This is a genomic window from Bacteroides helcogenes P 36-108, assembly GCF_000186225.1.
Classification (GTDB): Bacteria; Bacteroidota; Bacteroidia; order Bacteroidales; family Bacteroidaceae; genus Bacteroides; species Bacteroides helcogenes.
On record NC_014933.1, the window covers coordinates 2,886,233 to 2,899,568 of the forward strand.

The following is a 13,336-nucleotide window of genomic DNA, read 5'->3' on the forward strand; positions in this document are numbered from 1 at the left end:
TTTTTAGAAGAGTAGTAACAAGTGTTATTTTACGTAAACTAAAAAAGTTTCTATTATTTCATGTGTCACTTAACGTACTACTTTTTTACAAAAAACCTCGGTCTATTGAAGACCGAGGAACAGTATGTTCTTGTTATAATACATCTACAATTGAAATGAAACACTACATCTCAGAACATTCTGTAAAATCCAACATACAATGACTAAAAAGCCTAAACTCTAAATAAATAACGCCGGACTTCGTTATTAAAGACAAGCATTCTTAAAAAATTCCCTATTCCATTTTCATAAAATAGTAAGAATTGTTGGAAATATAATAAGAAAATAAAGATATTTCAATAACCTGTTTCTTTATAGTATAAGCTAAATATTGAAAGCCTAAAGTTAGAATCTTTTTATTCAATTAATGATTGCATACTTTTGTTATATCCACAGTGAACCCATTGTTTGCAGGCATAAATTTACCTCTTTTTTTTAGAAATTCTATAAGTTCGTATACATTCATATTTTCTGCGGAACACGTATAAAATCGTTGGTCTTTTCCAAATTTCTGAATAATGGCATCTCTTAATGATGATTCGGAATAACTATTTCCTTCCATCATATGAAGGACTTCATGAGCGTGTAACTGTTTCATCTTTTTTTTTTGCAAAAATAGCATGATAAGAGGATTAAAATCGTAACATATGATACAAAGACAATTAAAAAAAACAAATTGCTTGTTTTTTCCTAAAAATTATAAAGGGAAGAACTGAAAAGCCCTTCGTTCTTCCCTTTACTTCTTTATTTAGATATGTGTATCGGTAATGTAAGAACGATATCATCATCGTTTAATAATATTTCATTGGCATATACTAACTTAATGCCAAGATATAGCATTTTTCGCCCATCATCTTTCAAATGTGCGGAAAGCAGTTCAAACTTCGGATGTTCCAGATATACATCCATTACCTTAACATCCCATCCTCTGAGAACAGTGAAATTTTCATCCCATGTAATATCATAATACTGGTTGTCTCTTTTAATACTAAACGATATTTTTTTTATCCAATTCGCAATGGGAGCTTTAATTTTTTCTTTCACATCACCATCAGGTGTACTGATATTGACATATTTTTTCATTACCTCCTGTACCTCCGTAGTGAATTGAGGAAGCAATTCGTCCTTCAGCTCTTTCAGAGGTTTGAAGCCGTCAACGGCTTTAGAAAAATAAGCAAGGGCTTCACCATCTCCATGTGCAGGCATTAATTTAAATTTGAAACTGAGTTTACCTGCCGATTCACTGGCATCACTTGCCAATACGCATTGAACGGCATATAAATCTTCATTATATTCCACTGCATTTCCACCGAATATACTGTAATTTTCCGCTACTCCTCTTACGTACATCTTTTTGAAAAAATCGGTATTTACTGTTACTTTTTCTGCATAGTAAGTGTCTTTATTCATATCAAGTCGAATGAGGGATTCACTTTTTATCCCATTGTAAATCAGGTTAAAAGAAATTTCTCCTCCATTGTGAGAATTGTATTTCATATCCGATATTACAGATTTCTTAATATCCTCTTCCGTATAATAGAATGGCTTTCCGTCTAAATCAGAAGAATAGAAATCTATTACTTCACTAAGGTATTGGGCAGTAAACTTATCAGTCTTTTTTTCGCGCAGCAGATAGTCCAGATCGAATTTAGTATATTTGTTTGCTTCTGTTTTCCACTCACCTTGCACACGCTTTCCCATGCGGTAATCTTCCGGACGCTTGGTGAAACCATCGAACGTTAGTGTTGTTTCGAAAGCTTTACCATTTACTTTACCCTCCAAATGCAGCACAAACGAACCGGATTTTTCATCTTTATTATTTACTTCGACCTTAGTTACTTCGATATTCTTTTCATCTATTTTCTGAACTCCAATTAATGTTTTGGTACGTGCAATATTTATATTTACATCTTCGTATCCAAAGCCGAAATAAGTTATTATATCATCTTTTGTCACAATCAGTACCGGGTCAGGCTGTTCGGATTCTTTCGGCTGATCCGGTGCGGTTTTAGGCGTCAGAGTAACCGAATCAATAGGATAATCTTTTCCACAAGCCACCAATGCGGCACATACAAATACTAATAACAATGTTTTTTTCATCTTAAAATGTTTTTCTTTTTACCTTAAATATTATATGTATGACAAAAACAAACAAAAGTCCCAAAGTGTTTACCTGTAACCCATTTAATCAAAAAAAATATGACTTACTTCCAGTAAGGAAGAAAAGACACATCAGTTTAATGAGTGTAATAAGTTATTTTTTTGATACATAGTAATGAAAGAAGCGGATTTATGCTATTTCATTGTTCAATTTTGAGGTAACTTACTAATCAATAAATAAATTCCCACTTCACAATATCTCATTGGGAAGTGGGATAAATAACAGTCGTTACCTAATTTATAACTAATTAATCAGATTTATGCGATTACAAAGATATTGCAATTTACAAGATACCGCAATCACTAAAAGTAGGTATATTCTTATTTATTGTTTTTGTGTAATTATTCCCCACATGTGGTACTAAATTCTACATATTTCCACAGAATATTCATTTCTGATTAATATGTAATGTATTGTTTTACATTATCTTATCCATTCCTTTATATTCTGGTATTCATTTTGCCTTATAATTAGTACGAGAAACATTAAATTAAATATCCATCAAAAAATTATGATTATGAAAAAGACATTGGTAGCATTGGCAATGATTATGGGATTAGGTAGTTCAGTAGTGTTTGCACAAGAAGGTTGTAACAAAACAAGTGTAGAAACTGCACAATCTTCTCAGGATGAGTTTACGAAAATAGAAACAAAAGATATACCTCAAGTTATTTTAGAATCTTTGGGTAAAAATTATGAAGGGGCTGTTATAAAGGAGGCTTTTGTGTCAGAGAGAGAAACGGTTAAGATCTATAAGGTTGTACTAACTATTACTAAGGAGGACCAGTCAACAGATGAGGTGACAGTACTTTTGAATGAAAAAGGAGAATCTGTTGAAGGATAATTCTATCATATTAATTTGTTATCCCAGTTTACAATAAACTGGGATATTTTTAGGACCTAACTGATAATAAATAAGAGATAGTTAACAGGCTATCTCTTGTTTATTATCAGTTAAGTCTTATTATGCTGAGTATTATAGATACAGAATTATATAGCAAATAGAAATCGCTTTTATACAAAAGGCTCCCAACCGTTATCAATCAGACTAAGGCGTTTTCTGGAAATATCAACGATAACAGGTTACTATATACCCACTTTTTTGTATTTAGACTGGCATTTATTATATTTGCCTCGTAAAAACAATATGTTATGTATAAAAATATTTTAATATTAGGACGCGGGATAGGCCAAGTCATGTTCCAGAACAATGCTGCCTCAGGTGGATTGATGCTAATAGGCATTGCCTGCAATTCATGGCAACTTGCAATACTATCAGTAATTGGCACATTGTTTAGCACAATGGCTGCTTCATTGTTTGGCTATGATAAAGAAGAAATCAGTAACGGCTTATACGGTTTTAATGGAGCATTAGTAGGAATTGCAATCGGTGTCTTTTGGGAGATCAATATTATATCTATGCTATTACTCGTTTCAGGATCTGTGTTGTCCGTATGGATTGCCGGATTATTTCGTCATCAAAGCAAACTACCGGGACTGACAGCACCGTTTGTTCTTGTCATATGGTTGCTCCTTATTGTATTTCATTACCTGCTTCCTGCTTTATTGTTGCCTCCATCTGCAAACAGTTCTGAATCTGCAATAAAGTTTATCCATTCATTAGGTTTAAGCATTGGCCAAGTTATGTTTCAAGGAAATGTACTTTCCGGATTATTCTTCTTTTTAGGGATTTTGATAAATTCACGCTTGAATGCCGTATATACTATACTTGGAGCAATTCTTCCCTTATTCATGGTATTACATCCACATACTGACCTTGAAATATGGAACTCCGGACTTTTGGGATATAACGGAGTACTTTGTGCCATAGCTTTAGGGGACAAAACATTAAAAGGAGGAATACAAGCCGGATTTTCCGTAATGCTATCTGTGGTCTTGCAAATAGTTGGTATGCAAATAGGAATAGTGACTTTAACGGCTCCTTTTGTTATTTCTGTGTGGGTCACTATGCTTTTGTCATCACATATGAAAAAGTAGGAAAGTTTCTATTTACTAAGAAAGCCCCGACCATTACTGACCGGAGCCAAGACACTTATCAAAGGATAAGCAAGACTTCTACATCTCACACAACAAAAAATGCAGAAAAATGTTCCGATAATCGGGATAAATAAATATGTCCAATCCTTCAGATTATACCTACTTTTAGCTATTGTAGAATCATTATAAATTCAAGAAATTTGCAAACTCATAAAAAATAGTTATTAGACTATGACAGTCGTTTGTTATAGAATCCCGCTTCACGATGAGATATTGGGAAGCGGGATTTTTTATTGGGACAGGATGATGGCTGACATAAATGCAGATAGCACTGAAAGCCACCATTTTTCCGTGGGTCACTTCATTCTTTCCATGCAATATGATTGTTTCTATTTCGCACTGCAAAAGTTAGACAGCTTTTCTGCATCGTCTGTCTCTAAAGTATACAAAGATACTTTTTTGTTTTTGTGTACTTTAAAAGAAAGTTATATTCTTAAAGTTGAAGCTTTATGAAATGAGGAGGATAATTACTTTCCTCCTCATTTTATAGTATTATTAGACTATAGAGCTTTCCCTTTCACAGAGTAAAGGATGAGACAGCTCTATTTTAACTTTTATTGCAAAAAATATTACTGTCTTTTCAATATATATTGCTCTGAAAGTTCTCCACTGTTGATCGTTCCTATACTGTCAGACAACGCAACTGCACCATCAAGAACTTTGTAATATGTTTTGTCTCCTGATGAAGGAGTTACTAATTCTATGATATTCTCACCTACTATGTTATAAATACCACTTTCTTCAAAGATACCATTTTTTTTCCCCAGATATTCACTCCGCAGATCGTAAGTTGTATCACTATTGATTTTCAGTGTCGTTTTGATACCACCGCAATCAGCACAAGGTAATGTGCCTTCATAGGTTCCATAATAATCTTTATTCTTAATATTAGCTATATCCATAGCCACAGCAGTGCTGTCTTGCTCCTGTTGCGTTGTTTTCTTCTGTGATCCGATACATCCAGATATTACTATTATTATAGTTGCTATTGTTAATAAAAAATTAAATTTTATCAATTTCATAATTCTAAATGTTTGATAATTAATGTGAGGTTATTTATGATTCTCTATAGAGGGCTATTTAATTATAGCAGGAGAGCCTTAAAGCCAGATTGCTCCTTCTTCAATATCTCCTGCCTTAAAGGTATAAGTTATGAATTCTTCAAGTGCTTCTTTCCATGTAAGGTTGAAAGTTTTCATAATAGAATGCACAGTATGGTTACTTTTTTCATCAAGACTATCTTCTTCAATTTGGTTGACATCGGTGTCCTCTTCCACATCAACATACTCCTCCCGACTCCAGAATACCACTACCGGAATGCTTAGGTTAATATCCCATGTACCACGCTGAATCAATATTCCGGAAGGCTTGTAGAACGGATCAAAAGTACTTGTTTCCGGGTTGATCTTGGATTTGTAGCCATGATAAAGACGAATTTTCAAGTCAAATTCTTTGCGGTCTTTCAGAAAACGGATGACTCCTTTCAAACCTATCGGGTTGGTTCCTCCTGTTATTTCGGCTTCTTTTCCATGTTTGGTCTTGTCCCAGGGGGTAGTGTCCACATAAAGATAGTCCACTAATTTTTGTGGGTCATTGTCATCAGCTTCTGGCTGTCCATCAAATGTGGGTTTTACATTTTCTGGCGTGAAGAAATGTTGATGAATATTGTCTTGGCCATTTTCTATAAACTGGTTATTCATTAACTCTCCTTTAGCGTTGTAGTAATAGATAAACATCAGATAAATGGGAGCTGGAGTAAAGTTCTTTCCATTTTTATATTCTCCGTTTTTCTGTACATAGAACTTGTTTTGGCTACCTTCGGCAAGTGTCCAGCCTTGGCCGGCTTTCAATTCGTAAGTTATTTCCTGAATACGTTTCATGTGTTTGGCCGGAGATTCCGGATTCTGGTGAGGACCACCGACTTTCTGTATTTCATTCCAATCTGCATGCAAGTGGCATTCCACAAGACGGACAGTCATTTTGGAAGGATCTTCATGCAATTTGTTTTTTGTCTCGTTTTCAGGAATTACAGGATCTTTGCTGCATGAATTAAATAACAAAGCAAGAGATGTTCCCATCAGGAACATTAATGCGATTTTACATAAGCTTGTTCTCATTTTTTTTATTTATTTGGTTAATAATAATTTGTTATAAATCAAAAAAAGCAGTTCACTCCACAACGTACATCACATCCCATGTCATGCGCATAGTAGCGTGAACGGTTAGTGTATTCTTTATATTCTTTATTCAAAATATTGTCTGCTGATATCATGAATTGTAGTTTGTATCCGTATTTTACAGGACACTCAAAGCTGGCATCGAATCCTAAGAGATGATATGCCGGAGGAGTATATGGAATAAGATCCGTATTTGGATCAAACCGGGTCTGTTTTGCCACGAATCGATGTCTGATACTCAAACGTACTTTGGAGTGCGATTGGGTTTCGTGAAGCCATGAAAGCTCATGGCTGAAACGGGAAGAGGGGATATAAGGAAGATAATTTCCTGTCGTCTGTTCATTTGCCCGTATAAAAGAGGCAATCAGATGATAATCCCATGAACTTGTGGGCGTGAAGTGAAAGTCAAAATCCATTCCGCGAAAGAAAGCTGGGGTCTGTTTGTATTGGAATACGGGGTATGCTCCCGAAATAACAGTGATGGTTTCTTTCTTCGGCTCATCATAGATATAGCCGCTTATCCATTGCAGGTAACCGTCCATACTAACACTGAATGCCTTGTTGCTGTAACTGATGGAAGATATCCATTTATAGCTCCTTTCGGAGTGCATGGTAGAATCTCCTTTGACAAACATTCCGGATCCAAGTTCATTTCCGTTGCTGTATAATTCATACACATGAGGAGCTCTCCAAGCCAGCCCGAAATTGGTGGTGAGCTTCCATTGGTCAGAAAAATGGTGATGACCTCCCAAACTGTATGATACGTTATTGAACTTTCTTGTTCCTCCATAGAGACTTCCCGTCCAGTCATAACCACTGGCACGGGTTTCTTGTCCGTCAAAACGAATACCTGCTTCAATTCCTCCCTTATTGTAATTATACTTCCCGATGCCATATATTCCCATCTGTGTCTCCGTGTAGTTGGGAATAACAGGAACAATACCTGTTCCTGCCTGACTGTGATTGTCAATGAACATAATTTGTCCCCCAACCTCTGTTTGCCATGAATTATAATTCAATTTCCAGCAGAGAGAGTTTTGTAATGAGTTTAAGTGTAGGGAAACAGATGGAATGTCGGAACCCAGACGCCGGATGCGATTTTCCTGGCGGTCGTCTTTCTGCCAAGAACTTTGCCAATGAAGATTTCCTGCATTCCGCATACTGAATTTCATTTTACCAATGGCTGTCTGATGGGTAACTTTTTGATATGGGTAGGTGATACTTCGTGTGAAAGGATCTGTATGCAGGGGACGTCCCAATCGAATACGTTCCGCCAGCAGATCCTCACTTCCCATTTGGGCACTGAACATTACTCCCGTCTGATTGTAAAAATGGCTGTAAAATCCTTCTATTCTTAAACATCCATGGTCATAACCAAGTAAAGCGGAGGTATGATGTTCTCTGGTTCCGGTATTGTTTAGAAGATAGTTTGCGGTGGAACGGTCTCCTGAATTTGAATATGTCCCCTGTATTCGCCAGGCAAGGTCACGGAGAAAAGAGAAAGTGCCTTCTAACTGTCCGGTCAGCACATAACGGTGACCATTACTTCCATAAAGAACGGAAGTCTTTCCTTTTAAGGCTTTCTTTCGGAAAGATAAGGGAGCTTGTTCCATAACAATGATTCCTCCCAAAGCTTCTGAACCATATCGTACTGCGTCAGAACCTTTTATCACCCTAATGGAACCGTTTCCGTTCATATCCACTTCAGGAGCATGATCAGCTCCCCATTGCTGACCTGTCTGACGAGAACCATTGTTAATGATTAATATCCGATTACCATACATTCCCTGGATGACTGGTTTGGCTACTGTTGTCCCCGTACTAATGGAACTTACACCGCTGACCTGCTCAAGCAGAGAGGTTAGAGAAGTCCCCAATGCACGATTGATTGCGAAGGATGAAAGATTGCTGCTTACTGTATTCCGAGTTACTCCGGAGCGCTCACCGGTAATAATGACCTCTTCCAAAATTCTTATCTCTGGAGAAAGACGTACAGTATAGATATTCACCTTTTTGAATGCCCCATTCAAAGATATATATTGAGATTTGTACCCCAAACTTCGTACAAGAACTGTGTCCTTGGAATCTGTCTTCTGAGGGATAATGATTGTTCCTTCGGATGAACTGACAAGGGTTTGATTCTCAAAAAAAATGTAAGCTCCTTCAATCGGACGTCCGGTTTCTTTGTCTATAATCAGCAGTGTCCTATATGTATCTGATTGCTGTCGGTATTTCTGTGCATGCATATTTGCAGGAAATATTACACATAGCCAGACAATGAATAGACACACATATTGGAAATATGCATAAAATGTCATACTCTATGAAATTTGTAATCAAATTATAAATTGTTTGAGATAGTCAAAGGGCACAACACCCCCTTTTTGCATGTCATCTTATAATGCATGCAATCCATGAAAAGGATTATAATAGTTGGACAGGAGGAGCGCGGAGCGAAAATAGGAAAAAAGTAACAGTAATGTCCTTTTCCTTTTGGATAAGATATTCAACAGGTTTTCCTGTCAGGGTACAATTGTACTCATAACTCTCGGCTTCGGTGAATGAAGATAAAGTGAACAGGCAGATAGCACATTTATCAGCAGAATCATGATGAGAATGCTGTTGCTCATCATGAGATATACAGGAATCTTCTTTGTGAACATGAAAGGCTTTCACAAAGAAGAAAGGCATTATAGTTAGCAACAATAAGCATGCCACTACGACTCTGTATTTCTGCTTTTTTCTTGTATTATCCATTGAGCCGCAAAGATAGCAGATTGTACAATTGTATGCAATACCTATAAATGATGATTTTTATAAGTAATTAAAAACAGAAAGCTTATTTGTTAGCTTTCTGTTTCCTGCTTGCCATTCCCTGTTTTTGGGAATTAGTTTATAGAACTCTATTTCTTGAAATAATGCAATGACATGGGATTTCCTACTGTTTGGATAATCGGTGATGGAGAAATTTTTCCGGATGAAGGATCTAAATAATAAATACCTTTGTGGTTTACCGAAGCATTGGCAATGGATAGTCCGTCCTTGTAGTTCGAGACAAGTATGCCATAGCCATTTGATAATTCCAATCCGTCTATCGCTTTTAGCGTTTTTTTGTAAATGTCAAATTCTACAGCCCTATCAGCAATGGCGGTATGTCCTTGTTCTCCTGGTTTGTAATAGCCGGGCATATTAATGTAGCCATAAGCTTTACCATTACCAATATAGCAAATAGAAGATATAAATCCTCCGGTTTTTGCTTCACCGATAATTGCTGCATCGGTAATTGTCCAATGATAGGTTGGGTCAAAATCAGTTTCACCCTTCCTTATTCTTAGAATACCTGCCTTATGCCCTACTACCATGCCAAAATTTCCTAAACAAGAGATGTATATATCTCCTTTTTCATCAATGAAAATAGAATTGGGATCGATAGGACGTGTCGGTTGAGAGAATCCGCTACTTTTCTCGGAGATCATCTTTACTAATTTATCGGTTTGAGTATCAATAACGGCTACGTCACTTTGTGTATATTCAGTTGGACTGGTCCAACCTGCTACCATTTGGCTTAGTCCTACAAACAGTAAACCATCTCGCTTTATCATAATTGCCGGATCCGGATTTTTGTCTTTTATGCCCAGTGAAGTTAAATCAATTTCACCTGTTTTTTGCATGGTTTCAGGGTTAAACACGTAGATTATTCCCAAGCCGGCTAAAGATAAATAGGCTTTTTGAGAAGATACTTTCACTATACTGTTTGCGCTGTTGTTAGGCGGTAATGCCATTGTTCCATTTTTCTGTAATGTACCGTTAACTCGTGAATATTTTACAAGTTCGTTTTTAGTATCACCTGCATAGCTTGGAAAGACAAAAATCTCTTCATCAATCACCAAGGGATAAGAACCGCCATAGGGAATAGGAATAGCATTATTGTTATCAACTGAAATTGTACCTTCTTTTTCATTAACCAATTGCATATAGGCAGCTCCTGTCATGCCATCTGCATTGGGCATGATAGTAGTTAATAAAAGATTTCCATTACCCCCGGCTACTGAGGGATTATCCGGATTGTTTTTTTCACATGCCGTAAAGGCTAATGTTGACAAGGCCATTGCTGTAAAAATTGAAATTGTTTTTTTCATTTTTTTTGCTTTGAGGTTTATTTACTATGTTATTTAAAAACGTATCTTAGTCTAATGCTGAAGTTGCGTCCGGGAAGAGGGCGGTTAAATTCGCTTATCAATCGGGCGTTGGTGAAGTTATTAAGTCGCCCCATTATGAAATAACGTCCACCGCAGAAGCTTTGCTCAAATCCGGCATTGAATGAGAATGAACGTGGAATGCGGCGTTGCTGATGCTTACTTTGTTCGAAATCATACAAATATTCTTCTACAAATGCACCATCGGCGAAAAAACGTGTGGTCATTCTTTTTCCTCCAAACAGGTTTTCTTTATGGAATTCAAGTCCGGCATTTGCCATTAAGTAAGGAATATTTGGTATTCTGCTGCCTTTGGTAGGATTGATAACTGAAGTATTTTGCTCATATCTCCTGGTATCGCGCATGTCCTGATATGTTGCGTTGGCAAATCCATAAAGCCAGGATGTAATGTCTGCTTTCACCTCCACCTCTATTCCCAATGTACGCATTTCGCCAAAATTCTGGTATTGGGATTGCAGAAAGCCTCCAGTAAAACGGATCATATTTTGTAGATACATGTAATACCCACTGACTTCTATCTGTAAGTTACTCGGTGATTTTCCCGTTTTATCGAACAATACGCCGAAATTGATGCTTGTATTTCGTTCGGGCTCAAGGTTACCTGCTGGGGCTATTACATATCCGTCACCCAAAAGCTCGTTTTCTGCAGGTAGCCGTACATCGTAACCTATTGAAGCCTTTGCCATCAGGTCGGGGGTAATGCGATAGCGTAGAGAATTACTTATTCCGAAGTTATTTTTTTGAGTGTCAATGCTTTCAATATGACTGGTCAAAACACTTGCCAACTTCGTCTTCATGGTGTAATAGTAATATTTTAGGTTAATTGAATTTAGGAATCTGTCGTTTGCTGTACGGTAGTCATAATTAATTCCTGCTACCCAGCTTGTCATATTACTTTTGAAATTGGTGTGGTAGCCTATCACTTTGTCTTTTAAATCATCTTTAGGGTCACCATGAGCATAATTGAATAATGAGTTGAAATTAATAGAATGATGCTTGTCTATCAGATAGTTTAAGTTAAGTTTATGAGAGAGTGTATGTTTGCGATTTTTTGAAAGTGAAGCCCATTTTCCAATTTCACCTCCATATTGGGATACAGGCTGATATCGAGAACCATCCCAATGTGTTCTGTACGATGCTGTATCGGTAAATTGATAGTCTGTATAAACATAAGCCAATTGCCAGTCAAAATCTAATCCTTCGGTCAGAAAATTTTCCCGTTCTATTTTGTTGGCGAAGATGAAAGCGTCGGAATGGCTGTGTGCATGCTGAATATTATATTCTATTCCTTGTATTTCTTTATAAGTCCGTAGAAAGACAGGCTCAAACTCAACCAAATCGAACCACCATTTTCGTGCTTTGAAACTACCTCCAAGTGTTAGTTTTTGGAATTGGTCATGATCTCGTTTTATCATTAATCCATCTTGGAAAGGAGATTCCATTGTGTAGTTATTATCTGAATAGGTATAAAAACCACCAGCTCCGAATTCATATCCTTGGGGTGCAATATTTCGCTTGCCGACAAATGAAAGTTTGTGGGTATTATAACTTCCGAAGGTGTAATTGGCATCTAAATATTTGGGAGGATATTCACGGATTACGAGATTGACGGCCCCTCCTACTGCTGAGCCTCCGAATTTTGCAGGTACAACTCCCTTGTAAATTTCAATACGATCAATCATTTCCACCGGAATGTCATTGATGTCAATGAAGTCAGAATTATCATTCATTGGATTTCCATCGATAAACAATCCTATTCGTTTTCCTTCTAAGCCCCTCACAGAGATGCGAGAGGCACTCCCTACTCCTCCGGTGGATCGTACAGTAACTCCAGCAGTCTTTGCCAATACGTCTTGTACAGTATTTACGGTACCTTGAATTTGTTCCATTTTGATGACGGATACAGGTAATGCTTGTTCTCTTAGTTGGCGAGCTGCACTTTTAGCAGTTATAACTACTTCTTTCAGAGATTTATCTTCTTCTTTTAACCGAATTACAATCTTCCGGGTCACTCCTCTATGTAACGTAATCTTTTCCTTCTGTGTGTGATAGCCAATATATGAGATTGTGGCTGTGTAGGAACCATCTTTAAGCTTTGAGAAGGAAAATTCTCCATTTTTATCAGCCGCTTCTCCTTTATTGATTTCATCAATATAAACAGTAGCTCCGGTAAGAGGTTCTTCATTAACTGCGTCAATGACGATTCCTGCAATTCTTCCGGTTTGGGCCATTAATGCCGTATATTGGAATATGCCAGATAATAAAAATATGCAAATGAAAAAGATCTTTAGGATGCGATTGTTTATTAAAGAATCTTTTCCGAATTTGTTCACAAAAAAGGCCCGACTGTCAAAGCCGGGCCTTACTGAATCACACATATTGCAATTAAGAGATGTGGGTGGATGTACTTTCATTTTTTCTATATGTATAATGATGATAGATCTATTTAGACTGTCGCAAAGTTCAATGTTTTATATCAACCTGTCAATACCTAAAAATAGTGATTTTTACACTGTCTTCTCGTATTTAAGGAAAATATCAACTTATACAGATTGCCCGGAACAATGACGGACGGAGTACCATCGTAAATTACCATAAAAATAAAATGCTAATAAGCTTATAATTAGCTTATTAGCATTTTTCGTTGTGATTCCGTTGCCACTATTTTTCCTATTGGCCGATAG

At 36.8% G+C, this 13,336-nt stretch carries 10 protein-coding genes; 2 read left to right on the forward strand and 8 right to left on the reverse strand.

Annotated elements, in window-relative coordinates:
• Positions 1 to 403 precede the first annotated feature (403 nt).
• Complete coding sequence (locus tag BACHE_RS11765; protein ID WP_013547933.1) at positions 404 to 637, reverse strand: YecH family metal-binding protein; 234 nt, start codon at positions 635 to 637, stop codon at positions 404 to 406.
• Between the two features lie 146 nt (positions 638 to 783).
• On the reverse strand, positions 784 to 2,139 hold the full coding sequence (locus BACHE_RS11770) for a hypothetical protein (protein WP_013547934.1): 1,356 nt from the start codon (positions 2,137 to 2,139) through the stop codon (positions 784 to 786).
• 578 nt (positions 2,140 to 2,717) lie between these two features.
• Between BACHE_RS11770 and BACHE_RS11775 the strand changes: the two genes are divergently transcribed.
• Together BACHE_RS11775 and BACHE_RS11780 are read left to right on the forward strand one after the other, a co-directional pair.
• On the forward strand, positions 2,718 to 3,044 hold the full coding sequence (locus BACHE_RS11775; protein ID WP_013547935.1) for a hypothetical protein: 327 nt from the start codon (positions 2,718 to 2,720) through the stop codon (positions 3,042 to 3,044).
• 308 nt (positions 3,045 to 3,352) lie between these two features.
• Positions 3,353 to 4,198 (forward strand): urea transporter, encoded by an 846-nt coding sequence (locus BACHE_RS11780; RefSeq protein WP_013547936.1) that lies wholly within the window; start codon positions 3,353 to 3,355, stop codon positions 4,196 to 4,198.
• A gap of 629 nt (positions 4,199 to 4,827) precedes the next feature.
• Here the strand turns inward: BACHE_RS11780 and BACHE_RS11790 are convergent.
• The 6 genes from BACHE_RS11790 to BACHE_RS11810 all read right to left on the reverse strand — a co-directional run bounded on the left by BACHE_RS11790 (position 4,828) and on the right by BACHE_RS11810 (position 12,883).
• Positions 4,828 to 5,280 (reverse strand): copper resistance protein NlpE, encoded by a 453-nt coding sequence (locus tag BACHE_RS11790; protein ID WP_013547938.1) that lies wholly within the window; start codon positions 5,278 to 5,280, stop codon positions 4,828 to 4,830.
• A gap of 78 nt (positions 5,281 to 5,358) precedes the next feature.
• On the reverse strand, positions 5,359 to 6,375 hold the full coding sequence (locus BACHE_RS11795) for a hypothetical protein (protein ID WP_013547939.1): 1,017 nt from the start codon (positions 6,373 to 6,375) through the stop codon (positions 5,359 to 5,361).
• A gap of 38 nt (positions 6,376 to 6,413) precedes the next feature.
• Positions 6,414 to 8,753: a TonB-dependent receptor gene (locus tag BACHE_RS11800; protein WP_013547940.1), complete on the reverse strand. Its 2,340-nt coding sequence runs from the start codon at positions 8,751 to 8,753 to the stop codon at positions 6,414 to 6,416.
• Positions 8,754 to 8,859: 106 nt separating this feature from the next.
• Positions 8,860 to 9,192 (reverse strand): hypothetical protein, encoded by a 333-nt coding sequence (locus BACHE_RS17995; RefSeq protein ID WP_013547941.1) that lies wholly within the window; start codon positions 9,190 to 9,192, stop codon positions 8,860 to 8,862.
• A gap of 146 nt (positions 9,193 to 9,338) precedes the next feature.
• On the reverse strand, positions 9,339 to 10,574 hold the full coding sequence (locus BACHE_RS11805) for a ligand-binding sensor domain-containing protein (RefSeq protein ID WP_013547942.1): 1,236 nt from the start codon (positions 10,572 to 10,574) through the stop codon (positions 9,339 to 9,341).
• Positions 10,575 to 10,603: 29 nt separating this feature from the next.
• Positions 10,604 to 12,883, reverse strand: coding sequence for a TonB-dependent receptor (locus BACHE_RS11810; RefSeq protein ID WP_148229901.1), 2,280 nt, complete (start codon positions 12,881 to 12,883; stop codon positions 10,604 to 10,606).
• Between the last annotated feature and the right edge of the window lie 453 nt (positions 12,884 to 13,336).